The organism is Labrys sp. WJW (assembly GCF_001676615.1).
GTDB lineage: Bacteria > Pseudomonadota > Alphaproteobacteria > Rhizobiales > Labraceae > Labrys > Labrys sedimenti.
This window is the reverse complement of the sequence record NZ_LYXZ01000008.1, coordinates 56,786-81,906: the sequence shown is the minus strand read 5'-3', so window position 1 is coordinate 81,906 and position 25,121 is coordinate 56,786. Positions and strand designations below refer to the sequence as shown.

At 65.3% G+C, this 25,121-nt stretch carries 26 protein-coding genes; 14 read left to right on the top strand and 12 right to left on the bottom strand.

The annotated features are described in order from the left end of the window. The coding region (gene accA, locus BA190_RS06045; protein ID WP_068284194.1) for a carboxyltransferase subunit alpha at positions 1-658 on the top strand (658 nt) is incomplete at its 5' end. A gap of 123 nt (positions 659-781) precedes the next feature. Here the strand turns inward: accA and BA190_RS06040 are convergent. The 4 genes from BA190_RS06040 to BA190_RS06025 all read right to left on the bottom strand — a co-directional run bounded on the left by BA190_RS06040 (position 782) and on the right by BA190_RS06025 (position 5,251). Further along, the gene (locus BA190_RS06040) at positions 782-2,074 is read right to left on the bottom strand and encodes an FtsX-like permease family protein (RefSeq protein WP_068284190.1); all 1,293 of its coding nucleotides are present in this window, start codon (positions 2,072-2,074) and stop codon (positions 782-784) included. Continuing rightward, positions 2,071-2,760 (bottom strand): ABC transporter ATP-binding protein, encoded by a 690-nt coding sequence (locus tag BA190_RS06035; RefSeq protein ID WP_068284187.1) that lies wholly within the window; start codon positions 2,758-2,760, stop codon positions 2,071-2,073. Before BA190_RS06035 ends, BA190_RS06040 begins: the two co-directional genes overlap by 4 nt. Before the next feature lie 4 nt (positions 2,761-2,764). After that, positions 2,765-3,226, bottom strand: coding sequence for a hypothetical protein (locus BA190_RS06030; RefSeq protein ID WP_068284184.1), 462 nt, complete (start codon positions 3,224-3,226; stop codon positions 2,765-2,767). A gap of 252 nt (positions 3,227-3,478) precedes the next feature. Beyond that, on the bottom strand, positions 3,479-5,251 hold the full coding sequence (locus BA190_RS06025) for an alkaline phosphatase (RefSeq protein WP_068284181.1): 1,773 nt from the start codon (positions 5,249-5,251) through the stop codon (positions 3,479-3,481). Positions 5,252-5,755: 504 nt separating this feature from the next. On the opposite strand from BA190_RS06025, the gene BA190_RS36565 reads away from it, so the two are divergent. Beyond that, positions 5,756-7,300, top strand: coding sequence for a L,D-transpeptidase family protein (locus tag BA190_RS36565; protein WP_082979492.1), 1,545 nt, complete (start codon positions 5,756-5,758; stop codon positions 7,298-7,300). A gap of 190 nt (positions 7,301-7,490) precedes the next feature. After that, the gene (locus BA190_RS06015) at positions 7,491-8,240 is read left to right on the top strand and encodes a methyltransferase domain-containing protein (RefSeq protein ID WP_068284174.1); all 750 of its coding nucleotides are present in this window, start codon (positions 7,491-7,493) and stop codon (positions 8,238-8,240) included. Between the two features lie 254 nt (positions 8,241-8,494). Here the strand turns inward: BA190_RS06015 and metW are convergent, their stop codons facing one another. Together metW and BA190_RS06005 are read right to left on the bottom strand one after the other, a co-directional pair. Next, positions 8,495-9,130 (bottom strand): methionine biosynthesis protein MetW, encoded by a 636-nt coding sequence (gene metW, locus BA190_RS06010; protein WP_068284214.1) that lies wholly within the window; start codon positions 9,128-9,130, stop codon positions 8,495-8,497. Between the two features lie 29 nt (positions 9,131-9,159). Beyond that, positions 9,160-10,347 carry a homoserine O-acetyltransferase gene (locus BA190_RS06005; protein ID WP_068284171.1) on the bottom strand — a complete coding sequence of 396 codons (1,188 nt, stop codon included), beginning with the start codon at positions 10,345-10,347 and terminating at the stop codon, positions 9,160-9,162. Between the two features lie 230 nt (positions 10,348-10,577). On the opposite strand from BA190_RS06005, the gene BA190_RS06000 reads away from it, so the two are divergent. Next, positions 10,578-11,552 (top strand): SPFH domain-containing protein, encoded by a 975-nt coding sequence (locus BA190_RS06000; RefSeq protein WP_068284168.1) that lies wholly within the window; start codon positions 10,578-10,580, stop codon positions 11,550-11,552. Positions 11,553-11,565: 13 nt separating this feature from the next. After that, positions 11,566-12,021, top strand: coding sequence for an NfeD family protein (locus BA190_RS05995; protein ID WP_068284166.1), 456 nt, complete (start codon positions 11,566-11,568; stop codon positions 12,019-12,021). Positions 12,022-12,053: 32 nt separating this feature from the next. Here the strand turns inward: BA190_RS05995 and gluQRS are convergent, their stop codons facing one another. Continuing rightward, positions 12,054-12,956, bottom strand: a complete 903-nt coding sequence (gene gluQRS, locus BA190_RS05990) for a tRNA glutamyl-Q(34) synthetase GluQRS (RefSeq protein ID WP_068284211.1) — start codon at positions 12,954-12,956, stop codon at positions 12,054-12,056. Between gluQRS and BA190_RS05985 the strand changes: the two genes are divergently transcribed. The 4 genes from BA190_RS05985 (at position 12,955) to BA190_RS05970 (ending at position 16,035) form a co-directional block, all read left to right on the top strand. Further along, the gene (locus BA190_RS05985; RefSeq protein WP_068284163.1) at positions 12,955-13,599 is read left to right on the top strand and encodes a DNA-3-methyladenine glycosylase; all 645 of its coding nucleotides are present in this window, start codon (positions 12,955-12,957) and stop codon (positions 13,597-13,599) included. The genes gluQRS and BA190_RS05985 overlap by 2 nt on opposite strands. Before the next feature lie 67 nt (positions 13,600-13,666). Further along, positions 13,667-14,338, top strand: coding sequence for an alpha/beta hydrolase (locus BA190_RS05980; protein ID WP_068284161.1), 672 nt, complete (start codon positions 13,667-13,669; stop codon positions 14,336-14,338). Between the two features lie 14 nt (positions 14,339-14,352). Next, positions 14,353-15,516: an extracellular solute-binding protein gene (locus tag BA190_RS05975; RefSeq protein ID WP_082979491.1), complete on the top strand. Its 1,164-nt coding sequence runs from the start codon at positions 14,353-14,355 to the stop codon at positions 15,514-15,516. A gap of 54 nt (positions 15,517-15,570) precedes the next feature. Continuing rightward, positions 15,571-16,035 carry a GNAT family N-acetyltransferase gene (locus tag BA190_RS05970; protein ID WP_068284155.1) on the top strand — a complete coding sequence of 155 codons (465 nt, stop codon included), beginning with the start codon at positions 15,571-15,573 and terminating at the stop codon, positions 16,033-16,035. Between the two features lie 43 nt (positions 16,036-16,078). On the opposite strand, the gene BA190_RS05965 is transcribed toward BA190_RS05970, so the two are convergent. From BA190_RS05965 to BA190_RS05950, 4 genes are all read right to left on the bottom strand, one after another. Beyond that, on the bottom strand, positions 16,079-16,384 hold the full coding sequence (locus tag BA190_RS05965) for a 4a-hydroxytetrahydrobiopterin dehydratase (protein WP_068284152.1): 306 nt from the start codon (positions 16,382-16,384) through the stop codon (positions 16,079-16,081). A gap of 68 nt (positions 16,385-16,452) precedes the next feature. Then, on the bottom strand, positions 16,453-17,010 hold the full coding sequence (thpR, locus tag BA190_RS05960; RefSeq protein WP_068284149.1) for an RNA 2',3'-cyclic phosphodiesterase: 558 nt from the start codon (positions 17,008-17,010) through the stop codon (positions 16,453-16,455). A gap of 151 nt (positions 17,011-17,161) precedes the next feature. Then, complete coding sequence (locus BA190_RS05955) at positions 17,162-18,208, bottom strand: aldo/keto reductase (protein ID WP_068284146.1); 1,047 nt, start codon at positions 18,206-18,208, stop codon at positions 17,162-17,164. 81 nt (positions 18,209-18,289) lie between these two features. Continuing rightward, complete coding sequence (locus BA190_RS05950; RefSeq protein WP_068284143.1) at positions 18,290-19,063, bottom strand: helix-turn-helix domain-containing protein; 774 nt, start codon at positions 19,061-19,063, stop codon at positions 18,290-18,292. An 89-nt stretch (positions 19,064-19,152) separates the two neighbouring features. On the opposite strand from BA190_RS05950, the gene BA190_RS05945 reads away from it, so the two are divergent. After that, positions 19,153-20,085, top strand: coding sequence for a DMT family transporter (locus tag BA190_RS05945; protein ID WP_068284140.1), 933 nt, complete (start codon positions 19,153-19,155; stop codon positions 20,083-20,085). A 38-nt stretch (positions 20,086-20,123) separates the two neighbouring features. Here the strand turns inward: BA190_RS05945 and BA190_RS05940 are convergent, their stop codons facing one another. Continuing rightward, positions 20,124-21,425: a nicotinate phosphoribosyltransferase gene (locus BA190_RS05940; protein ID WP_068284137.1), complete on the bottom strand. Its 1,302-nt coding sequence runs from the start codon at positions 21,423-21,425 to the stop codon at positions 20,124-20,126. Between the two features lie 260 nt (positions 21,426-21,685). On the opposite strand from BA190_RS05940, the gene BA190_RS05935 reads away from it, so the two are divergent. From BA190_RS05935 to BA190_RS05920, 4 genes are all read left to right on the top strand, one after another. Next, positions 21,686-23,026 (top strand): aspartate aminotransferase family protein, encoded by a 1,341-nt coding sequence (locus BA190_RS05935; RefSeq protein ID WP_068284209.1) that lies wholly within the window; start codon positions 21,686-21,688, stop codon positions 23,024-23,026. Between the two features lie 161 nt (positions 23,027-23,187). Next, complete coding sequence (locus tag BA190_RS05930; protein ID WP_068284134.1) at positions 23,188-24,099, top strand: 3-keto-5-aminohexanoate cleavage protein; 912 nt, start codon at positions 23,188-23,190, stop codon at positions 24,097-24,099. Continuing rightward, positions 24,099-24,572, top strand: coding sequence for a GNAT family N-acetyltransferase (locus BA190_RS05925; protein WP_068284131.1), 474 nt, complete (start codon positions 24,099-24,101; stop codon positions 24,570-24,572). Before BA190_RS05930 ends, BA190_RS05925 begins: the two co-directional genes overlap by 1 nt. Before the next feature lie 2 nt (positions 24,573-24,574). Continuing rightward, the gene (locus BA190_RS05920; protein ID WP_068284206.1) at positions 24,575-25,051 is read left to right on the top strand and encodes a GNAT family N-acetyltransferase; all 477 of its coding nucleotides are present in this window, start codon (positions 24,575-24,577) and stop codon (positions 25,049-25,051) included. Positions 25,052-25,121 lie beyond the last annotated feature (70 nt).

The following is a 25,121-nucleotide window of genomic DNA, read 5'->3' as shown; positions in this document are numbered from 1 at the left end:
CGGCGGTTTCGGACGCTTCCGTGGCGAGGCCGTCTGCATTCTCGGCCATGAAAAGGGCTCCGACACCGAAAGCCGTATCCGCCATAATTTCGGCATGGCACGGCCCGAAGGCTATCGCAAGGCCGTACGCCTGATGGAAATGGCCGATCGCTTCGAATTGCCGGTGATTTCCTTCGTCGACACGGCCGGTGCCTATCCGGGCATCGATGCGGAAGAGCGTGGCCAGGCCGAGGCGATCGCCCGCTCGACCGATGCCTGCCTGGGGCTGGGCTCGCCCAGCGTCGCCGTGGTCATCGGCGAAGGCGGTTCGGGCGGTGCCATCGCGGTAGCGGCGGCGAGCCGTGTTCTGATGCTGGAGCACTCCATCTATTCGGTGATCTCGCCGGAAGGCGCGGCTTCCATCCTCTGGCGGGAAGCCAGCAAGGCGCAGGATGCCGCCAACAACATGAAGATCACGGCACAGGATCTCCTGAAGTTCGGCGTGATCGATGCCATCATTCCCGAGCCGACCGGCGGTGCCCATCGCCTGCCCGAGAAGGCGATCGAGACCACGGGCGATTTCATCCAGAATTCGCTGCGCGATCTGTTCAACCAGTCCCGCGAAGCCCTGATCCGGGCGCGCCAGGACAAATATCTGATGATCGGCCGGAGCCTGTAGGACGCGGGCGGCCATTCACGCGTCATTGCGAGCGTAGCGAAGCAATCCAGGGCCGCGAATATCGGCTGTCGCTCTCGGATTGCTTCGCTACGCTCGCAATGACGTTGGCAAGGCGTTTCCGCCTCACCCCCTTAGCGCGGCTGCCGGCGATTGCCGGTAGGCCAGTAAGGCGGGGGCCAGGCCGAGCAGGGCGGCGAAGCCGGCCAGCAGGGCAGCCAGGCCCAGATCGGCCCGCGTGAAGGCCACCGGCAGAACCATGCCGCTCCAGCTCGTCACCCAGCCCGATATGGTCAGGGCACCGAGATAGCCGAGCGCGAAGCCGGCTCCGATGCCGAGTGCCAGCAGGACGAAGAGTTCGGACCAGACGATGCTAAGAACGGTCAGGCGCGGTGTGCCGAGCGCCCGGAGCGCCCCAATCTGGCGCCGGCGCTGGCCGACATGGATCACCGTCACGAAGATCAGGGCTGCCGCCACCAGGAACTGGGCGCCGGCCGCCACCGCCACCAGCACGGTACGGGCATCGCCGAGCGTAGCGTAGAGCCGCGTCAGCACCTCGGCGGGGAAGACGGCGAGCGTGCCCTCGCCGCGATAGGCCTGGCGCAGCTTGTAGGCGTCGGCGATCGTGCGGGGCTTGACGAGCAGGGCCGGGACACCGGCGGCGGTGTTGGCAAAGCTCTCGTCGAGCGGAGCCGCCGCATCGATCGCGCCTTCGTGCTCATGCTCCTCGTGGCCGGCTTCGCCATGCTCGGCACCATCGGGCTTGGATGCCTTCTGCTTGTGATGAGCATCGTGATCCGCCGCTTCCTCGGTGTGGCCAAGCCCGTGCAGATGCCAGACGGCCTGGATCGGCACCAGGACCGCCTTGTCCCAGGCGGTATGGCTCGGCTTCAGGCGCCCCACCACGGTATAGGCGAGTTCGGTATGGGCGTGGCCCCCTTCCTCGGCCATGCCGTGCGAGGGCTTGATGCGGGTGCCGAGCGGGATTCCGGCGGCAGCGCCGACCACAGCCTCGCCTTCGGCGGCGAAGGCTCTACCTTCGGCAAGGCCGTCGGACAGAGCATTCACCAGGGCCGTGGTAGTGCCGACGATCGGCTTGCCTTGATAGGAATCGCCAAAGCCGATCGGGGCGACCCAGGCGACGCGCGGATCGGCGGCGAGTTTGCGCAGCGTCTCCGCCGGCATCAGCGGCAAGGGTGAAGGCTGCAGGAAGACGGAGGAGAGCACCAGCTGGGTCTCGCTGCCGGCGGCGCCGATGACGAGGTCGAATTTGTCGGCCGCACGGGCACTGCCGAGGCGCATCGCCCGTTCCTGCAGCACCACGCCGACGCCGAGCGCAGTGGCCAGCGCCACCAGCAGCACCACGGCCAACGCCCCTGGCCAGACGCGGCGCAGATCGGCGAGGATGAAGCGGATCATGCGGCCTGCGCCCTTAATTGCTCGTCCGATGTGATGCGGCCGGCGGCGAGCGTCAGCCGCCTTGCCAGCCGGCTGGTGAGCGCAGTGTCGTGCGAGACGACGATGAGCGTAGAGCCTTCCGCGCCGGCGAGCTCGATGAGGAGGTCGCCCACGACGGCGCCGCTCGCGGCGTCGAGGCTCGCGGTCGGCTCGTCCGCCACCAGCACGGCCGGCCGGCGCAGCAGTGCCCTGGCGAGGGCGACGCGCTGCATCTCGCCGCGGGACATGCCGTCGATCGCCTGATCCGGCCTGGACAGGCCGACCCGTTCGAGCAGGGAGCGGCCGCGTTCGATCGCGCTCTTGCCGGCCCGCCCCGACAGGCGCAGCGGCAGCAGCACGTTCTCCAGGGCCGACAGGCCGGGAAAGAGATGAAAATCCTGCATGACCAGGCCGATATTGTGGCCGCGCCAGCGGTCCCTGGCACCCTCCGGCAGCCTGGCAATGTCGGTGTCGCCCCAGCATACCCGGCCTTGCCCGACGCGCTCGAGACCGGTGACGACGTTGACGAAGGTGCTCTTGCCGGAGCCCGACGGACCGGTCACGGCAAGCTGGCTGCCCGCCGCGAGGGAGAGCTCTTCGATACGCAGCACCGGGGCGGCGAGGCCGGGAAAGGAGACGGCGATGTCTTCGAGGTCGAGCGCCAGCACGGGATCAGACCACCCAGTAGCGCGCGTCGCGCAGGCGCAGCCGGCTGAGAAAGCCGGTCTCCGGATCTGTCCAGGACCCCATCTCCAGGCGTCCCGACACTTCTATCCGGGTGCCGGGTTGCACGAAGGTCTGCTTCTCGTCGAGATAGATCACCACGATATTGTCGGGCCAGTCCGAGTCGGAGGAACAGAAGGGGCAGATCGACATCGGGATTTCGGTGAGCACGAAGAAGGTGGCTTCCGCCTTGAGGGGCGGTGCCATGAAGCCGCTCATCACCACGTCCTTGCCGTCGAGTTCCTTGACCTTGGCGGAGAATTCCAGGCCGAGCACGCTGATCTTGCCATAGAGTTCCGGGAAGCCGAGCGTCGCCGGCGAGGCAGCCAGAGCCGGCCGCGCGAGAAGGAGCGGCGACAGACCGACTAGGGTCACGACATGGCGGCGGGACAGGAAAGGGATGGTCGTCATGGTGGGCTCTTACGCGGGCCGAGGTCGGCGCTCTCGAGAAACGTCGCCATCGGGCGGCTAGCCGCCCGATGGTTGCCGTCCGATCATTAGGCGTTGTCGGCAACAACTGAAACGCTGCCATTGTCATGCCCGGGCTTGACCCGGGCATCCAACCGCCTCGTCTTCAGTGCCGGGAGGAGGGCTGGATTGCCGGGTCAAGCCCGGCAATGACAAAGGTTGAGCCAATTCGACTCGTTTATTTCAGGCAAAGCCTTACTGCATCTGGGCCTTCTGGGCGCCGGAGGCGCCGAGCGCGAAGGCGTCGGCGAGGACGCGATAGACGTCGCTCTCTTCCAGATAGCCCTTGAAGCCTTCGGCGCCCGGGCCGGTGGCCTGCAGCACGATGTCGTCGACGGCGTGGGCGGTGCTGTCGTTGTTGCGCGGGATGTTGCCCTGGACGAAGACGGCGCCGGGCACGTCCTTGTAGGCGGGATTGGCGACATATTCCTTCTTCTCGTTCTGGATGGCCGGCTCATAGGGGCCGTCCAGCTTCGGGCTGAAGGTTTCGTAGTGGTCGGGATAGTTCCCATAGACGACGGCCAGGCGCTTGCTCGGGTCGATCTTGTCGGGATAGCCGTCGCCGTCCTTGTCCTCGTAATTGGTGAAGCCGGCATCGGCATAGATGCCGATCTTTTCGCGCATGTCGGTGCCGGGCTTGCTGTCGTCGACGGTGCCGATCACCGACATGGAGTGGGTGTGGTCGCCGGTGACGACGATCAGCGTGTCGGGATGGGTCTTGGCGAATTCGCGCGCCGCGCCGACGGCCTTGTCGAACTCGATGGTTTCATAGAGCGAGCGCTCGCCATCCTGCGCATGCGACATCTTGTCGATCGAGGCGGCTTCCACCATCAGGAAGAAGCCTTCCGGGTTCTTGGAAAGCTGGTCGAGGGCCGACTGGGTCATGTCGACCAGGCCGGGCTGGTTGGGGAACTTGCCCACCGTGCCCTTCTTGAGCAGGTTGCGGTCGAGCGCCACGTCCATGTTGCCGGTATGGAACAGGCCGAGAATCTTGCCGGTATTGGTGCCGGAAGCCGCGGCGAGGCTGTCCTTGTCGGTGGCCAGCGTGTAGCCGGCATCCTTGAAGAGCTGGATATAGTCCTTGTCGTCCTTGCGCTTGGAGCCGGTGGTCGATTTCGGCAGGAAATAGGCAGAGCCGCCGCCCAGGATGATTTCGGGCTTTACGTCGTAGAACATGCCGACGATCTCGGCCTTGTCGGCGCGCTTGCGGGTATGGGAAACCACGGCAGCCGGGGTCGCGTCCTCGATCTCGGCGGTGGAGACCACCCCGATCGACTTTTTGGACGTGCGGCGCAGCGCTTCGGCGATGGTCTCGACACGCGGATCGTCCAGGCTGGCGGGCGTGCGGTCGGCATAGACGCCGAGAGCGTTCACCGCCGTCTTGTGGCCGGTCATGTAGGCCGACATCGTGTTGGCACTGTCGGTGGCGATGGCGTCCGTCGAAGAGGTGCCGATGAAGGCCATGTGATCGAGGTCATCCATGTTGAGGCGGCCATTGGCCTTGCCCTCGGTCATGCCCTTGGACATGATGCGCGCGCCGGTGCGGTTGGCGACCGTCAGGCCGTCGCCGAGCAGGAAGATGATGTTCTTGGCCTTGGGCACGGCAGCGGTGCCGAAGACGTCCCAGGTCACGCTACGGCTCTGCCCGTTGGCCGAGACCTCGACCTTGTAGCTGCCGGGCACGCTGAGGGTGAGACCGCGCAGCAGCACCGCCGAGCCGAGATCCTTGTCGTCCTTGCCCTTTTCGGAGGCGACGAACTCGACGTCCTTGCCGAACACACCCTTGTAGTCCTGCCCGTTGACGATGACGCGCACATCCTCCGGCTTCACCGTGCCGGCGAACTCGGCCTTGAAGTCGAAGGGCGAGCCGGCCAGGATGGTCGCGCGGTCGAGCGGATAGATGCCTGCGGCCTGGCTGGGACCGATCAGCATGGTGGTGACCGCAAGAGCGGCGAGGAGCGTGCGCATGGCAATCCTTTCGCGATGCGAGCAGACTTTGCACTCAGGCGTCTTGCAGTTTGGCGAAGGTGCCGCATTGGCAAAGACGCGTGGAAACAAAGAGCTGGAAGAGAGCGCGTTCCCCCTGAACGCGCTTTGCGCTAGGGATAGCCAGGGCGTGCGACAGGTCCATGACAGTCAGAAGGCTCAGGATCAGGCCGCTTCACACGCAGTATTAGAGGGGGGATCATTGGGACTCGGGGCGACGAAGACTCCATGTCGCATCCCATTGTCCTGCTCGATCCGGGATTTGTCATCGCCGATGCTTGTCGAGCCGCGAGGAAGTCTATAGGGTCCCCGGCCAGTTTCCGGTGGAAGGCCTCTATCGGCAGGGCGTGGAATCAGGCATTGTGCCGTTAAGAGTCCGTTCACGCTGTTGCGTAACCACGATCGGCCCATGACTTGCGGCGAGTGGTCGTTGACTGTAAATGTCCCTTAGTCTGTATTACTGACTTTGCACGGGTTCACTGGTTCATGACCGCTCACTTCAAGTTGATGCGCAAGATTGCAATGGCCGTGCCGGTTCTTTTGCTGGCGGCTGCCTGTTCCAATCAGAATGGCGCAAGTGTTCGTTCGACTAGCCCGGTGCCGCAGGCCCTGATTGCCGAAATGCAGGCCAAGGGCATGGCGCGTTCCGCACCCATCCTGGTGCGCATCTACAAGAAAGAGTCCGAGCTCGAGCTTTGGAAGCAGACCTCGAGCGGACGTTATGCCCTGCTCAAGAGCTATCCGGTCTGCCGCTGGTCGGGGCAGCTCGGCCCGAAGAAGAGCGAGGGTGACCGTCAGGTGCCCGAAGGCTTCTATGCCGTGAGCATGAGCAGCCTCAATCCGAATTCGCAATACTACCTGTCGTTCGACATCGGCTATCCCAACAGCTTCGATCGCCAGCTCGGCCGGGCCGGCGGCAACATCATGGTGCACGGTTCCTGCTCGTCGCGCGGCTGCTTTGCCATGACCGACAAGCAGGTGGCCGAAATCTATGCCGTGGCGCGCGAGGCGCTGCAGGGCGGCCAGGCTTCCTTCCAGGTGCAGTCGCTGCCCTTCCGCATGACGCCCGAGAACATGGCCCGTAACCGCCGTAACCCCAATATCGGCTTCTGGCAGAACCTCAAGGAAGGCACCGATAATTTCGAGGTCACCAAGCAGACGGTCAAGGTCGATGTCTGCAAGGGCCGTTATGTCTTCAACGGCAATGGCGGCACCGATTGCGGCATCGCTCCCGCCAGCCAGAATGTGGCGGCCGCCGTCTACGAGAAGCGGCGCGGTGACGATGCCAAGGTCACTGCGCTGGTTGCCTCCGGCACCAAGGCCGTCAACTACATCTACCAGGATGGTGGTTCCAACCCGGTGTTCACCGCGCGTGCTGTCGACCAATCGGCGGTGCCCGGCAAGGACCGGCCCTTCAGCTATTCGCGCGTCGACGTGACCGAGGTCGCTCTCAACGACGCGGGCGCTCCGGCAACGGAAGCGGATGCGAATGCCGCTCATCGCGTGACCTATGCCGCGGCCGAAAGCCTGCTCTATTCGGAAGCTGCCGTGGCGCGCAAGCCGATCAAGGGCACTGCGGACCCGAAGGCTGTCGCCAAGCGCCAGGAAGCCGTCTATGCCCGGCTGATGGGCAGCAAGTTCCCGGCTCCAATGCCGCAGAAGCCGGTGGCGGTGGCCGCGGCGCCGGTCTCCTCCAGTGCCCCGGCAAGCCAGCTGGTGGCCTCGGCGGCACCGGACGGCCAGCCCTTCTATGCGCGCTGGCTGGGCTTCGCGCCGACCGAGCAGCCGGCTTCCCCGGTGACGGCGATCAAGGTTGACCCGATCCAGACCGGCACGGTGCCTGACACCAAGCCCAAGCAGGGCAAGGCAAAGACGCTGACGCCGGGCAAGCCGATGATGGCCGCGACTGCGTTGCCGGCCGCCCAGATGGCCGAACTGCCGCCCGCGATCACCAACCCGCCGACCGAGCAGCCTTTCTACAAGCGTTGGCTGGGTCTGGGCGGTGAGCAGGGTGCCACGGCGACCAACTGACCCGATCTTTCTTGATCGATTGATCCGTGAGCCCTTTCCCGGCATGGGAGAGGGCTCATTCATTGGGGGTGACGAGAGCCGAGGGCTGATCGTCGTGCCCATATCCAGGCTTCGGCCTCACCTCGGGTGACAGGCAGTCTCCAGCCGTTGCAAAATCAATCTCGCCGCCACCGTTTGGACCCTTGATGCCATGTCGCTCGATGTCGTCGATCTCCGCGACTTCTACTCGACCAATCTGGGCATCGTGGCCGGCCGCCTGATTGCCACCAAGATCCGAGCCCGCTGGAACGATCTTCGCGGCCAGCGCGTTGCCGGCATCGGCTTTGCCGCACCCTATCTCACCATGTTTCGCGACGAGGCCGAGCGCGTCGTCTCCTTCAATCCGGCGACGCAGGGCGTGCTGGAATGGCCTGAAAACGGTCCGCTCGCTGCCGCCCTGGTCGAGGAGACCGAATTGCCGCTGGCGGATGGCTGTCTCGACCGGGTGCTGGCCATCCATCTGCTCGAGGAGGCCGATTCCGCTCTCGATACGCTGCGCGAGATCTGGCGGGTGCTGGCGCCCGGCGGTACGGTGATGTTGGTGGCCCCCAACCGGCGCGGGGTCTGGGCGCGCTCGGATGCCACACCCTTCGGCAATGGCCGGCCCTTCTCCCGGCCGCAATTGACCCGCCTGCTGCGCGATGCGCTGTTCTCGCCGGTGAACTGGACGGAAGCCCTCTATCTGCCGCCGATGTTCCATGGCTGGGCGCTGCGTTCCGCGCCCGCCTATGAGCGTTTTGCCGCCCGCTTCGCCTCTCCCTTTGCCGGCGTGCACATCGTGGAGGCCTCCAAGCAGGTGTTCCGCCCGATCACCGTCCGTGCCAAGCGGGCCGTGTCGCCGAAATTCACGCCGGTGCTGCTGCCGAGCCCGGCGGCCGGGCGGGTCGCCGGCGGGGCGTGAGCCTGCGCTGCCGCTTACTCGATTCTTCGTCAAGGTTGCGCTGCCCCTCACCGCACCTCTCCCCGTAAGAACGGGGCGAGGGGACTTCGGCGGTGCGTTTCATATTGACAGCAAACTATCTCGCCCAACCGTCGGGCGAGATGAGAGGTCCGAGGATCGATCGCAACGCTTGCGCCTCCTCGCCCCGTTCTTACGGGGAGAGGTGCGGTGAGGGGCGGCGCGACGATGCCTACGGCGTCAGCGAAGCCAACATCTCAGCGCCGCCGTAGCAGGAATACCGCCTGCTCGCCGAACAGGTTCCAGAACCACCATGGTGCCCTGACTTGAACCGGCTGGCCGGACAGCGTCAGCGCCTCGGCCCGTTCGATCACCGCATCGAGGCCGCGGGCCATCTCGACGAAGTCCCGGATCGAGCAGAAATGGATGTTGGGCGTGTCGTACCAGGCATAGGGCAGGTTGTCGGTCACCGGCATGCGGCCGCGGAACATGATCTGGCTGCGGATGCGCCAATGTCCGAAATTCGGGAAGGAGACGATGGCGCGCCGGCCGATGCGCAGCATGTCCTCCACCACCTGGCGCGGATTGCGGGTTGCCTGCAGGGTCTGCGACAGGATCACATAGTCGAAGCTGTCGTCGGGATAGTCGGAAAGGTCGGAATCGGCATCGCCCTGGATCACGGCGAGGCCGCGCCCGACGGCGGCGTTGACGCCGAGCTGGCTGATCTCGATGCCGCGGCCATCGACACCGCGCGTCGCCTCCAGCAGGGACAGCAATTCGCCGTCGCCGCAGCCGACATCGAGCACGCGGGCGCCGGGGATCACCATGTCGCGGATCTGCAGGAAATCGAGGCGGCTGCCCGGCGCGGCCGTGGCGCTGCGCTGGGCCGTCATCGTCCTGGTGTCGCGCGGTCGGAACCCGTTCATGCCACGCCTCGCTCGCGGGCGGCGGCGCCGACGAAGCCGCGCACCATGTCGAACAGCTCGGGAATGTCGAGCAGGAAGGCATCGTGGCCCTTGTCGGTCTCGATCTCGACGAAGGAGACGCGCGCGCCGGCGGCGTTGAGCGCATGCATGATCTGGCGCGAGGCGCTGGTCGGGAACAGCCAGTCTGAGGTGAAGGATGCCACGCAAAAGCGGGTATGCGTGCCCTTGAAGGCTGAGGCGAGGGATCCGCCATGCTCGGCCGCGAGGTCGAAATAATCCATCGCGCGGGTGACATAGAGATAGGAATTGGCGTCGAAGCGCTCGACGAAACTCAAGCCCTGATAGCGCAGATAGCTCTCGATCTGAAAATCGGCGTCGAAGGTGAAGGTCCGCGCCGCGCGGTCCTGCAGGTTGCGGCCGAATTTGCGCTGCAGCGCGTCCTCGGAGAGATAGGTGATGTGGGCCGCCATGCGGGCGACACCGAGGCCCTTGGCCGGGCGGGTGCCTGCCTCGAGATAATGGCCGCCGCGCCAATCGGGATCGGCCATGATCGCCTGCCGGCCGACCTCGTTGAAGGCGATGTTCTGGGCGGTATGACGGGCGGCGCTGGCGATGCACAGCGCCGAGAAGACGCGGTCGGGATAGGCGACTGCCCATTGCAGCACCAGCATGCCGCCCATCGAGCCGCCAAGCACGGCGAACAGGCTCTCGATGCCGAGATGGTCGAGCAGCATGGCCTGTGCCCGCACCATGTCGGCGATGGTCACCACCGGAAAGTCGAGGCCATAGGGCCGGCCGGTTGCCGGATTGGTCGAGGCCGGGCCGGAGGAGCCCATGCAACTGCCGATCACATTGGGGCAGATCACGAAGAAACGCTCGGTGTCGATCGGCTTGCCCGGCCCGACCAGGGTGTCCCACCAGCCGGCACGCCCGGTCACCGGGTGGATGCTGGCGACATGCTGGTCGCCGGTGAGCGCGTGGCAGACCAGCACGGCGTTGGATCTGGCTGAATTGAGCGTGCCCGCCGTGGTATAGGCGATGCGCAGCGGCGCGAAATCGATGCCGCTGTCGAGGCGAAGCGGCCGTTCCGGGCCGAAATCGACGAGCAGGCTGTCATCGGGCTGGTCTGCCTGCTTGCGGGCCAGTTCCGGGAAGCTCGCCCGTAGCTGCTCACCTTCCGACATGCGTCTGCATTTCCCCCGTCGCCCAAGGTCGCTCGACAAGTTCGTTCGATTTGCCGAACGTTTCGTTCGATACATCCTAATATCACGCACTGAAGCAAGTGCAATGGCATTGCGGATGGCGGCGCTCGTGCGTTTTCGCATCTTCCGGTTGCACGAGTTCGCGAGAGCGCTTTGCAGCACTCGTGGTCATCGTTAGACATGGTGAGATCTGGTCAGACCTGGAAAACGCCATGCCCGATATTCCGCTCACCGCAACGACAGCCGTCATCGTCTTGGCCATTGTCCTGCTGTTCTTCCTGATGAAGATGGTGAAGACCGTACCGCAAGGATATAACTACACGGTCGAGCGTTTTCGCCGTTACGCCTATACCATCCAGCCCGGCCTCAACATCGTGCCACCGATTTTCCATCGCATCGGTGTGCGCATGAACATGATGGAGCAGGTGCTGGATGTCCCGACCCAGGAAATCATCACCCGCGACAACGCTTCGGTGGCGGTGGACGGCGTCGCCTTCTTCCAGGTGATCGATGCCGCCAGGGCTGCCTACGAGGTCGCCAATCTCAACAGCGCCATCCTCAACCTGCTGATGACCAATATCCGCACCGTGATGGGCTCGATGGATCTCGACCAGCTGCTTTCCCATCGCGACGAGATCAACAATCGACTCCTGACCGTGGTCGACGCGGCGGCGACCAGCTGGGGCATCAAGGTCACCCGCATCGAGATCAAGGATATCGTGCCGCCGGCCGACCTGATCGCTTCGATGGGGCGCCAGATGAAGGCGGAGCGGGAGAAGCGGGCGGTCATCCTCGAGGCCGAGGGCCAGCAGCGCGCGGAGATCCTGCGGGCCGATGGCCGCAAGCAGGCCCAGGTGCTGGAGGCCGAGGGGCGCAAGGAAGCCGCCTTCCGTGATGCCGAGGCGCGCGAGCGCGCGGCCCAGGCCGAAGCCGCGGCGACGCAGGTGGTCTCCGAGGCCCTGTCACACGGCAATGTCGCCGCGCTCAACTACTTCATCGCCGACAAATATGTGAAGGCCATGCAGGCGATGGCGACGGCACCGAACCAGAAAGTGATGGTACTGCCGATGGAGGCGACGGCCTTGATCGGTTCGCTGGCGGGCATCGGCGAGATCGCCAAGGCCACTTTCGGGGACGCAGCCTTGCCGGCCAAGCGCTCCGGCGTGCCGCGTACCGGCCAGGATTGAGACGGAGCCGTCCATGACCGAACTTGCGTCCATCAATGTCTGGGGATGGTTCGTACTGGCCGCCGTGCTGATCGGCCTGGAGGTGTTCCTGCCCGGAGCCTTCATGATCTGGCTCGGTCTCGCCGCCGCGGCTGTCGGTGTGATCAGCCTCTTCCTGCCATTGAGCTGGCCGCTGGCCCTGCTGCTGTTCGCAGCTCTCGGCGTGGTCTTCGCCTGGATCGGCCGGCATTTTGCCCGCCGGGCCGATGCATCCGACAAGGAACAGCCCTTTCTCAATCGCCGGGCCGATGCACTCGTCGGCCAGAGTTTCACCCTGGCCGAGCCGATCGTCAACGGCGAGGGGCGGATCCGGGTCGGCGACACGGTGTGGCAGATCAGGGGAGCTGACGCAGGCGCCGGTGCGCGCATCAGGGTGGTGCGCGTCGAGGGCGGATGGCTGGCGGTGGAAGAAGTGGTCAGGCAGACGTGAGGATAGAAACTGGGTAGGCTTGGTTCTGCCCCTCAGCCCATCACCGCCATCCCCTTGATGTCTGCCGGTGTCACTCCATCCGCCCTGAGAGCCCGCAGGCTGGTGGAACGGGCGGACTTCGACAGTTTCTCGCCGTCGGGGCCGAGAAGCAGGCCGTGATGGTGGTAGATCGGCTCGGGCAGGCCGAGCAGGGCCTGCAGCAGGCGGTGCAGGCCGGTGGCCTGGTAGAGGTCCCGGCCGCGCACGACATGCGTGATGCCCTGCAGGGCATCGTCGACCACCACGGCCAGATGATAGCTCGCCGGAAACTCCTTGCGTGCCAGCACGACGTCGCCCCAGCGTTCCGGAGCGGCAGGAATCGCCTCGGAGCCCGCGCCTCGGGGCGTTGCCTGCTCCTGCCAGGACAGGGCAGGCGCCAGAGGCCCGGCCTTGGCCAGGGCTGCCGTCATGTCGAGCCTTAGGGCATAGGGCTCGGCCGGATCGCGCCGGGCCGGATCGTCGGCGCCGGCGAGCGCGGAGCGGGGATAGAGCGGGGTGCCGTCCGGGTCGCGGGGATGACCCGGCCGGTCGATGGCCGCGGCAATCTCTGCCCGCGACGCATAGGAGCGGTAGAGCAGCCCCATGCCGGCAAGGCGGTCGAGGGCCTGGCGATATTCATCGAAATGTTCGGATTGGCGCCGCGGCGATGGTTCGAACGGGAGGCCCAGCCAGGCGAGATCTTCCAGCAGGGCAGCGATGAATTCCGGGCGGCACCGCGTGGTATCGATGTCCTCGATGCGCAACAGCAGGCGCCCGCCGCTCGCCTCTGCCCAGCGTTCGTTCTCGAAGGCCGAGAGGGCGTGGCCGAGATGGAGGTGGCCGGTCGGGCTGGGGGCGAAGCGCAGGACGGGGCGGATCGATTGATTTGTCACGCCCGTGGTGTAACACACGGGCATGACCGTGATCATCCGCTCGCGCACCGAAATCCTCGCCGGAGTCGAGGCCTTGCGTGCGCTCGATCCCAGGCTGGCTGCCATCCATGACCTGTGCGGTGAGCCGCCCTTGCGCCGCAGCGAGGGTGGTCTGGAGGGACTCGCCTGGATCATCGTGTCCCAGCAGGTCTCCGTCGCCAGCGCCCGGGCGATCTGGGCGCGCACGAAGGCGGTGTTCGATCCCTTCACGCCCGAGAGGCTGGTTGGCGCTCCCGAGGCGGATTTTCGCGCCGGTGGTCTGTCCATGCCCAAGATCCGCACCCTCAGGGCCGTCGGCCAGGCAATGCTGGAGGGGCTCGATCTCGATGCCCTCGCGACGCTCAGCGCCGATGCGGCCCGCCTCGAACTCACCAAGGTCAAGGGCATCGGTCCCTGGACGGCCGACATCTATCTGATGTTCTGCCTGGGGCACGGCGATGCCTTTGCCTCGGGCGATCTCGCCTTGCAGGAGGCGGCACGCATGCTCCTCGACCTCGAAGAACGCCCGGATGCGGCAGAACTTGCCGGCATCGCCGAAGCCTGGCGCCCCTGGCGCAGTGTTGCCGCTCGCCTGCTCTTTGCCTATTACGCCAGGATGAAGAACCGGGCGGGCGTTGCCTTGGAGTAGACGGCGCGACGTATTTTCGTCACGCAAGGGTGTTCAGTGGATCCAAGAGTTACGTGAGGAGAGCAGAATGACGACACTCGACGGGCCCCGCCTGCCTGCCAAATCCGGAAAAGCCCGCCAGCTCGTCGTGTTTCTGCATGGCTACGGCGCCGACGGCAATGATCTGATCGATATCGGCCGTGCCTGGCAGGAGCTCCTGCCCGATACCGCCTTCGTATCGCCCCACGCGCCCGAGCCCTGCGCGGGAAGCCCCTTCGGGCGCCAATGGTTCCCCTTGACCTTCCAGATCCCCAATGAGCGCTGGCATGGCGTGGAGAAGGCACGCCCGGTGCTCGATGCCTTCCTGGACGAGGAGCTGAAGCGCGAAGGACTGGACGAGGCCGCTCTCGCCCTGGTCGGCTTCAGCCAGGGCACCATGATGGCCCTGCATGTCGGACTTCGCCGCCCCAAGGCGATGGGGGCGATCGTCGGCTATTCCGGCGTGCTCGTCTGTCCGGACGGGCAGTTGCCCACGGTGATGACGCCGGAAATCACGGCGAGGCCGCCCGTCCTGCTGATGCATGGCGACCAGGACCAGGTCATTCCCCCCTTCGCGCTCCAGTTCTCGCAGGAAGGGCTCAAATCCCTCTCCGTCCCGGTCGAGGCCCATATGAGCCGCGGGCTCGGCCATGGCATCGACAATCAGGGCCTGCGGCTTGGCGGCACCTTCCTGGCGCAGGCACTGGCACGGGCGGAGTAGAGGGAAGGACCGGCTTGAGGACATTGCCGCAACCGGAGCGTTTTGCCTTTCCCCGCAAGGGGGGGAGGGAACTTTCGAGACCCGATCGACGCACCTTCCTGCGCGGGGTGGCGGCGCTCGGCCTCGGCACGCTGGCTTCGCCAGCCATAGTCAGCCGGGCTCTCTCCTCCTCCGGGGAACTGAATTATCTGGGCTGGTCGGGCTATGATTTCAGCACCCTGTTCCGCAGCTTCACCGAAAAGACCGGCATCACCGTCAATTTCGTCGAGCAGCCCGACCAGGAGGCGATGCTGGCGCAGGCGCGCATCGCCGCCCAGGGCGTGGGCGCCGACATCGTGGAGCCTTCGATCGATCGCCTGCCGGAATGGCTGCAGGCGGACCTGCTGCAGTCCTGGGACGATGGCAATGTCGGTCTCGATCTCTATGACAAGGCCTTCCTGACCGGTTCGGCCATGCATAAGGGGCGGCGCTACTTCCTGCCGGTGGTCTGGGGCGCGGAGGCGCTGGCCTATGCGCGCCAGGCGGCACCGCAGGCCTATGGCACCGCCTCCCTTGCCGCGCTCTTCGATGACAGATACCGCGGCAAGGTTGCGATCAGACCGTCGACGGGCCTGGCGGCGATGGGCCGGGTGCTGGAAGCCGAGGGCAAACTGCCGAAGCTTTGGCTCGACGGCTACAGGGACGAAGCCACCATGCGCCAGCTCTGGGACCTGGCATTGGCGGAGGCGACCAGGCGCAAGGCGATGATCGGCCAGTTCTGGAGCAGCGAGAACGAAGCGCTGACGGCCTTCCGCGCCAAGGGGTGCACGCTGGGGCTGACCTGGGACACCACGGCGCAGGTGCTGGCTGGCGACAATATCGGCTTCGTGGCACCCAAGGAGGGCGCCTTCGGCTGGCTGCAGGGCTATGGCCTGCTCAAGAATGCCCGCAATGCCGAACAGGCGCATGAATGGGCCCGCTTCATCGTGACGCCGGAGGCGTCGGCCGCCTATGCCACGGCTTTCTCCGCCAATCCGGTGGCGCGGGGGGCCTTCGACCGGCTCGATCCCAAGCTGCGGGATTTCCTTGGGGCGGCCTATCCCGGCGATGCCCTGTCGAAGATCTGGTGGTGGCCGGCCCAGCCGCCCTGGTTCGTCGCATTGCGCAGCGAATACGCTCAGAAATGGCAGGCGGCGTAAGAGGTGGCCGAGCTGTTGCTTGGAATGGCGCACGCAGCGTCATAATGTAAGGCTATGCCACTCGATTGTGATATCCGTCACGCCGGCCCGGATGACGCGCCGGCGATCAGTGAAGTCATACTGGCCGCTCTTCGCGAAACCAACGCGCGCGATTATGCGCCCGAAATCATTGCTCGCATCGGAGAGAACTTCACGCCCCCACGGGTGGTAGAACTGATCCGGACTCGCAAAGTCCTCGTTGTTCTTGCCGGCCAGCGTGTCATCGGCACTGCGAGCCTGGAGGGAGAGTGGGTTCGCACAGTGTTCGTCGCCCCCGATGCTCAGGGCAACGGCGTCGGGCGACGCCTCATGACTGAGATCGAAGATCTGGCGCGGCACGCAGGTCTTGCGATATTGCGGGTCCCCTCAACCGTGACGGCTGAGCGGTTCTACGGCAAGCTGGGATTTACCGCCGTGCGAGACAGTTATCACGGTGATGAACGCACGATCATCATGGAACGGCACTTGGTCTCGCTGTGAATTCAGACTCAAGCTGGCGATCCGTCGATGGGCGTCGCCGGTATTACACCCCCACCGTTGCGGCGATCTTGTCCATGCTCCTGGCGAGCTTGAGGTCGAGCTCTGTCAGCCCGTCGACGTCATGGGTGGAGAGGGTGACGTCGACGGTCTTGTAGACATTCGACCATTCGGGGTGATGGTTGAGCTTTTCGGCGGTGAGGGCGGCCCGTGCCATGAAGCCGAAGGCTTCGCTGAAATTGCGGAAGACGAAAACGCGGCGGATCGCATCCCGGCCCGGCGTCGGTGCCCAGTTCGAGAGCTCGGCCAAGGCGGATCGGCGTTCGTCCTCGTTCAGTTTCGCCTGGGGCATGCCAGCCTCCTTCGATGCGTTTGAGCTGTGGCGGTGAGGACGCCGCTGCGCAGGCGGCAAGGACGACGTCAGCGCAGCGTGGCTTCTTCGCGGTGCTGCAATTCATAGGCCTCTTCGACGATATAGGGGCCGCCGCCGACCGAATCGCGCGAGGAGTAGAGCACGAAGCGCTCGGCGGTGAAGCTGAGACGGCCTCCGCCGCGCAGAGCCAGCCAGTCGGCGGTGAGGCGTGCCGTCGCTTCGCTGCGCAGCCGCGCCAGGGTGATGTGCGGCGTATATTGCCGGTTCTCGATCGGCACGCCAAGCCGGCGGAGCAGGCGCTCCTGCACGGCCTGCAACTCCATCAGGGCCGGGTTGGGCAGCACCCTGGCATAGACCGATTTCGGCCTGCTGCCGCCGAAGGCATCCAGCCCGTCGACGACGATGTCGACAATGGGGCGGCGAATGCCGTCGAGAGCTTCGGCGACATCGCGCGCCAGTCCGTCATCGATGTCGCCGATGAAGGACAGGGTGATGTGATAGTTCTCGACGTCGATCCAGCGGGCGCCGGGCAGGCCACCGCGGAGCGTCGACAACTTCATGCCGATGAGGGGAGGAACTTCCAGAGCGGTAAACAGACGCGGCATGGCACGAACGCCGTATAGTTATCGTCGGAGATTCAATCCTAGAGAGTTTTACCGCCGAGGGGAAAGCGCAAACCGTCGCGCCCCCTCGGCATCCTGTTTTTTTCTGCGGAAAACGAGCCAGGCCAGCGCTGGCGGCTGGCCCGCCGCATCTTCACGGTGCCGGGTTCATGTGCAGCTGGTGAATGGCGTCGATACGCGCCTCGAGCTCAGCCGGAATGGCGATGTCGATCGAGCCGATGGCGGTTTTGAGCTGTGTCATGGTGGTCGCCCCGATGATGGTGGCGGTGGTGAAGGGCCTGGTGTTGACGAAGGCCAGCGCCATCTGGGCCGGATCGAGGCTATGCTCGCGGGCGAGGTCGAGATAGGCGTTGAAAGCGGTGTCGGAGCCGGGCTTCTCATAGCGCTGCAGCCGATTGAACAGGGCCTTGCGCGAACCGGCCGGCAGGGCGCCGTCGCGGTATTTTCCGGTCAGGTAGCCCTGGGCCAAAGCGGAATAGGCGAGCAGCCCGAGCTGCTCGCGCATGGCGACCTCGGCTAGCGCGGTTTCGAAGGTGCGATTGACCAGCGAATAGGCGTTCTGGATCGACTGCATGCGCGCCAGGCCGCGCGTCTCGCTTTCGGTGAGAAAGCGCATCGCACCCCAGGCGCTTTCGTTGGAAAGGCCGATCCAGCGGACCTTGCCGGCCTTCACGAAGCCGTCGAGCACGTCGAGCTGTTCGGCGATCGACGTGGTCTCATCGCTGGGGCTGGTGCGAAAGGCCGTGGGGTTGGAGCCCCAGGGCATCGAGCGCTCGGGCCAGTGGAGCTGGTAGAGGTCGATATGGTCGGTCTGGAGGCGCTTGAGGCTCTTGTCGAGCGCCTCGGTCATCTGGGCGCGGTTGAGCCGTGTCGGCTCCTGGGCGTCGCGCAGCCAGACCGAGGTGCCAGCGCCGGCGACCTTGCTGGCAAGGATCACCTTGTCGCGGCTGCCGCGTGCCTTGAACCAGTTGCCGATGATGCGTTCGGTCGAGCCGGCGGTCTCCGCCCGTGGGGGAACCGCATACATTTCGGCGGTGTCGAAGAAATTGACGCCCTGCTCGAGGGCATAATCCATCTGGGCGAAGCCATCGGCTTCGCTGTTCTGCTCGCCCCAGGTCATGGTGCCCAGGCAAATCACGGAAACGTCCTGGCCGGTGCGGCCGAGCTTATGAAATTTCATGAAAGGAATCCGGAAAAGGGAGGACGCCTGTTTGAAGCAAGGAAGGCGGCGTTGGCAAGCCCCGCGGCTCTCGGGAATGCCTCACCGATAGAACTCGCTGGGGGGCATGCCGAAATGCCGGCGGAACATCGCGGTGAAGGCACTCTGGCTCGCATAGCCGCTGTCATAGACGACATCGATGATGCGGGCGCCTGCGGCCAGTTGCTCCAGGGCGAAGAGCAGCCGGGCCTGCTGGCGCCATTGGCCGAAGGTGAGCCCCGTCTGGCTGGCGAACAGCCGGTGCACCGTCTTGGCGGTGATGCCGAGGCGCGCAGCCCAGTCCTGCGCCGTTTCCTCGTTTTCGGGATGGGCGATCAGATGTCGGCAGACGGTGCGCAGGCGGACATCCCTCGGCATCGGCAGATGAAGCGGCAGGACATCGAGAAGTCTGAGCTCGTCGAGCAGCAGCTGCACCAGCCTCTCATCACGGCCGCTGGCGGGATGATCGAGCGGGATGGCGACTGCCGCAACGATCAGCTCGCGCAGCAGGGGCGAGACGGCGATCACGCAATTGTCGCTGGGCAGGGCAGCGGAGACCGTGGGATCGATGAAAACGGTGCGGATCTTGACCTTGCCGCACATGCGCACTTCGTGCTCCAGGCCCCCGACCAGCCAGACGGCCCGGTTGGGCGGCACCACCCAGCTGCCGGCCTGCGAGCGCACGATCATCACGCCCTGGATGGCGTAGAGCAGTTGCGCGCGCGGATGGGCATGCCAGCCGGTATCGGAACCGTCGGGATAATCGATCTCCATCGCCACGACGGCGCGCTCGGTGTCGTGGAAAGCGAGGTGGCGGGTGGTGTGGTCGTCCAGCATGTCCCAATCACGATAGTAGATGTTAGATTAGCGTGAGACGGACGCGGTGAAAAGAGGCAGTTTCCGCCCCTCCATTCCACGGGTGCGCCATGTCTTCTAAATCCTCTTCCTCCAAACCTCTCGCCTTGCTCTATCCCTTCTTCGCCATCGTCCTGTGGGCGGGCAACGTCATCGTCTCCAGGCTGTCGGCCCATGCCATCGGGCCGCAAGCCATCACTTTCTATCGCCTCGTCCTGGCAATCGGCCTGATGACCCTCTTCGTCGGCCTGCCGGCCTGGCGCAACCGGGCGGTGTTGTGGCGTCATCTCGGCGAATTCGCCGTGCTCGGCTTCCTGGCCATGTGCCTGTTCCAGAGCCTGTCCTATCTCGCAGCGGGGTCGACCACGGCGACCAACATGGCGGTGTTCACTGCATTGTCGCCCCTGCTGACCGTGGCCTTGAGTGCGCTGATGCTGGGCGAGCGGCCGACCATCGGCATGGTCGGCGGCGGGGTCCTGTCGATCGTCGGCATCGTCTATCTCGTCAGCGCCGGCGATCTCGGCAGCCTGGCCCGGGATGGCGTGCACCCCGGCGACGCCCTGATGCTGCTGGCAGGCTTCGTCTATGCCCTCTATTCGGTGCTGCTCAAGCGCTGGAACCTGCCTGTGTCGGGCTGGCAGTCGACCTATATGCAGGCGCTCTGCTCGCTGGCGGTGATGTTCCCGGCCTTGCTGGCGACGCCGGCGCCGCTGCGCGCCCTCAACATGGAAACCCTGCCGCTGATCGCCTATGCCGGCTGTGCCGCCTCGGTGGTGCTGCCGGTGCTGTGGATCCGTGGCGTCGAGCAGCTCGGCCCCAGCCGCTGCGCCATTTTCCTTAACCTGCTGCCGGTGTTCACGGCGCTCGCCGCCATCGTCATGCTGGGCGAGCCGATCCGCTCCTACCACGTCATCGGAGGTGGGCTGGTGCTGGCCGGCGTGATTGCTGCGCAGATGCTGAAACGGCCGTTGGGACGGCCGGTGGCGGTCGAACTGTCGGAGTGACGCAGACCCTAAGGGTCATGTTCCGTGCAGGCCGTGGGTTATACGCTCACCGCCTGCACCCCCCGCCCTTCCTCACCGAACACCTTCAGATAGCGATCGATCGCTACTTTCCCGCCGGTGGCCTTGGCGAGGTTGTCCGAAAGCTTCACCGCCGGCTTGCCGTTGACCGAGGTGATCTTGCACACCAGCGAGATCGGATCGAGCAGCGGGATGGGGTGCGAGCCGCAGCCGCGGAAGTCGTTGGTGAGATTGGTGCCCCAGCCATAGGAGGGGCGCATGCGGCCGTTGAAGTTCCTGTGGGCGGTCTCGATGGAATCGATGTCGAGGCCGTCGGAGAAGATGATCAGCTTCTTGGCCGGGTCACGGCCCCGCGCCCTGTACCAGGCGATGATCTCCTCGCCGGCCTGCTGGATCGGCTTGGAATCGGGGCGCATGCCGGTCCAGTCGGCCACCCAGTCCGGCGCACGCTCCAGGAAGGCGGCGGTGCCGAAGGTGTCGGGCAGCACGATCAGGAGATTGCCGTCATAGAAGTCGCGCCACATCTCCAGCACCTTGTAGGGCGATTCGCGCAGGCAACCGTCCTCCTCGCACAGCGCCGCATAGACCATGGGCAGCTCATGGGCGTTGGTGCCGATCGATTCCAGGTCGTTGTTCATGGCGAGCAGCACGTTGGAGGTGCCGACGAAGGCGTTGCCCAGCCCCTCCTTCATCGCCTCCACGCACCAGCTCTGCCACAGGAAGGAATGGCGCCTCCTGGTGCCGAAATCGGAGATCTTCAGGTTTTCCAGCTTCTTCAGCCGCTCGATCTTGTCCCACAGCTTGGCCTTGGCGCGGGCATAGAGGATGTCGAGCTCGAAGCGGCCCATGGAACGGGTGGCGGCCCTGGATTTAAGCTCGTTGATGATGGCGAGTGCCGGAACCTCCCACATGGTGGCCTGGCTCCAGGGCGCGTCGAATTCGAGCACATAATCGCCGTTCTCGATGCGCAGATCGTAGTCGGGCAGGCTGAAATCGGCGAGCCAGTCGAGGAATTCGGGCCGGAAGATCTGCTGCTTGCCGTAGAAGGTGTTGCCGCGCAGCCAGATCAGCTCGCGCTTGCCGAAGCGCAGCGTGCGGGCGTGGTCGAGCTGGTCACGCAGTTCCTTCTCGTCGATCACATCGGCCAGGTTGATCGACTTGGTGCGGTTGATCACGGTGAAGGTGGTGCGCACATTCTCATGCCGGGCATGGATGGGCTGCAGCATCAGGAGCTTGTAGAAGTCCGTGTCCAGGAGGCTGCGGACGATCGGATCGAGCTTCCAAGTCCGATCATACACCCTCTTGGCAATATCGATATTCATGAAAAGTGCCCCAAGCCGCCTTTGCCGGCGAAAGAGCGGACCATGCGTGGAATATGGCGCAAGATCAAGTAGCGCCGAAGCGCCGTCCTGTCGGGGGATGGACAATGTTAGCGATCGATCGCTGACTGGGTAGCTGGCGCGCGGCTTTGCCACGCTTGACGCTTGCCGATCCCCCCTTCCATATGTCCTACAAAGTGTCGTGCCGAAAGCGCGGGCCAAGGCGCCATGAGAGGCGCTCGATCTTGGGAATGGAGACGGAGATGGCGGGCGACGTCGCGGAATCGACCTCGGTGGCGGGGGCGGGCTTGCCGAAGATCGCCTGGGGCAAGGGCCTGGTGCTCACCGATGTCGACGGCAAGCAATATCTCGACGGCTCGGGCGGTCCCGCCGTCTATTGCCTCGGCCACGGCAATGAAGAGGTCAACCAGGCGATCAAGGACCAGCTCGACCGCATCGCCCATGGCTATCGCTACAATTTCACCTCCGATCCCCTGGAGGAATTGACCGAGCGCGTCGGCCGGCTCTGCGGCGGCACGCTCAAGCAGATGGTGTTCGTCTCCGGCGGCTCTGAGGCGGTGGAATCGGCCCTAAAGCTGGCTTTGCAATATTTCGCGGCGCGCGGCGAGATGAGCCGGCGCCGCTTCATTTCGCGTGAGCGTTCCTGGCACGGCAACACGCTGGGCGCCTTGGCGCTCTCGGGTTTTCGCGAACGCCGCCTCTCCTTCGAGGGCGCGCTCGTCGACGTGCCGCGCCTCTCGCCCGCCAATGTCTACCGGCCGCCGGCTGGCGTGGCGCCGGAGGATGTCGGCGCGGCCTGTGCGCAGGAACTCGAAGACAAGATCCTGGAACTGGGCCCCGACAGGGTCGCCGCCTTCGTGTTCGAACCAGTTGTTGGGGCGGCCGGTGGCGTGGTGCCGGCACCGCCGGGCTATGCCAGGAAGGTGCGCGAGATCTGCGACCGCCATGGCGTCCTGATGATTGCCGACGAGGTGATGTGCGGGGCCGGGCGCTGCGGCACCTGGCGTGCGCTCGAGCATGACGGCGTCTTCCCCGACATCATGACGGTGGCCAAGGGCTTGGGCGGGGGCTACCTGCCGCTCGGGGCCGCCGTCTATTCCGACAGGGTCGCCGAGCCGATCAATGCCGTCGACGGCGGGCCGCAGACCGGCCACACCTTCACCGGCCACACAGCCGCCTGCGCCGCCGGTGTCGCCGTGCAGCGCATTGTCGAGCGCGACGGGCTGGTGCAGCGCGTCGCCGTGAAGGGCGAGGAATTCAAGCGCACGCTGGCCGATGCCCTCCACGGCATTGCCCAGATCGGCGATATCCGCGGCCGCGGCTTCTTCACCGGCATCGAGATCGTCGCGGACCGGGAGAGCAAGGAACCCTTCCCGGCAGAGAAGGCGCTATTCCTCAAGATCCGCTCGCGCGCCTTCGCCAACGGGCTAATCTGTTATCCCTCCGGCGGCAATGTCGACGGCATCAAGGGTGACACCGTGATCCTGGCGCCGCCCTATAACGCCACCGACGCCGAACTCGGCGAGATTGCCGGGCGCTTTGCGGTATCGTTACGCCAGGCCCTCAAGGACATTGGAGCATAGCCGGGCTGCGGCATTGGATTTCGTCATTGCGAGCGCAGCGAAGCAATCCAGGAGTCGGAAAAATGCAAACCTTCTAAGAGACTGGATTGCTTCGCTGCGCTCGCAATGACGACCTGAAAACTATCCGCCATCAAACAAGACAAAAGTCATAGGTGCCCGTCATGGCCAATAAAGTCGTCATTTCCTGCGCGATCACCGGCTCGATCCACACCCCCTCCATGTCGCCGCATCTGCCGGTGACGCCGGACGAGATTGCCGCCTCCGCCATCGGGGCGGCGGAGGCCGGGGCTGCCGTGCTGCATCTCCATGCGCGCGATCCCGAGACGGGGGCGCCCACGCCCGATGTGACCGTCTTCGAGCAGTTCGTGCCCCGCATCCGGCAGGCGACGAACGCCATCGTCAACATCACCACCGGCGGTTCGGCCCGCATGAGCATCGAGGAGCGCCTGAAGGGGCCGGCGAGCCTGCAGCCGGAAATGTGCTCGCTCAATCTCGGCACCATGAATTTCGGGCTCTATCCGATGCTGGATCGCCCGCGCGAGTGGAAGCATGACTGGGAGGTGCCGTTCCTGGAAGCGACGCGCGGCGGCATGTTCAAGAACACGCTGGCCGATATCGAGCACATCCTCACCACGATGGGCCCGCTCGGCACGCGCTTCGAATTCGAATGCTACGATGTCGGCCACCTCTATACGCTGGCTCATTTCCTCGACCGCAAGCTGGTGACGCCGCCGCTCTTCGTGCAGACCGTGCTCGGCATCCTCGGCGGCATCGGCGCCAATCCCGACAGCGTGGTCGACATGCGCCGCACGGCCGACAAGCTGTTCGGCAAGGACTATGAGTGGTCGATGCTGGCGGCCGGCCGCAACCAGATGGCGCTCGGCACCATGGCGGCGGTGATGGGCGGCCATGTCCGCGTCGGTCTGGAAGATAATCTGTGGATCGGCAAGGGCCAGCTCGCCACCTCCAACGCCCAGCAGGTTACCAAGATCCGCACCATCCTGGAGGAACTGGGCCTCGCCATCGCCACGCCGGACGAGGCGCGCGCCATCATCGGCATCCGGCCGCGCTGATGCTGATTCGCCCTGCCGCGCCGGAGGATTGCGATGCCGTCGCTGCGATGGTGGGCGAGCTTGCGGCCCTGTTCGGGGTCAAGGTCGGCACGACGGGCGACATTCTGCGTGCCGAGGCTTTCAGTGCCACGCCGAGCATCGGCATCGTCGTTGCGGAGCCGCCGGAAGGGGGCCTCGCGGGCTATCTGGTGCACCAGGACAGTTTTTCGACCTGGCGCGGCGCCAATGGTGTCTTCGTGGTCGACCTCTATGTCGCGCCACAGCGGCGTAACGAACATATCGGCATCCAGCTCCTGGCGGAGGCGGCCCGCCGTGGCCGCGAGCGCGGTGCGCGTTTCATGCGGCTTGACCTCGATGCCGGCAACGAAGCGGGCCTGCGCTTCTATCGGCGGCACGGTTTCCGCACGCTCGACCATGATCGCTTCCTGGTGCTGGACGAGCCGGGTTTCATCGATCTGATCGAAAAGAATTGAATGTGAGCACCATCGAGATTTCCGACCTGCGTGACCAACCCCATTTCCTCGAGGCGGTCGCCGACCGCGTCTGGCGGGCCTGGTGGCAGGAACAGGGCGAGAGCCTCGAGACCGTGGCGGGCCTGTTCGCAGAAAACCTGACGACCACGGAAGTGTTGCCGGCCTGTCTGGTGGCTCACCGGGGCGACGACTTCGTCGGCACGGCCTCGCTGATCGCCAGCGATCTGGAAGAACGACCGGCCCTGACACCCTGGGTCGCCGCGGTGTGGATCGAGCCGGAATTCCGTCGCCGGAGGCATGGTGCCGCCATCGTGGCGGCTGCGGCGGAGCTGGCCTTCAGCCGTGGTTTCGCCCAGGCCTATCTTTGCGCCGAGAGCGACAAGCGTGCCTTCTACGCGGGGTTGGGATGGCGCCATCTCGAAAAGGATGTCGGCCCATACGCTCTCGATATCTTCGAGTTGAGGGCGCCGGCGGGCTGACTTTGATGCCTAAAACGGTTTCTACGCCATAATGCCGCCCGCAAATTCTTCCATCAGGCGGCAACAGCCT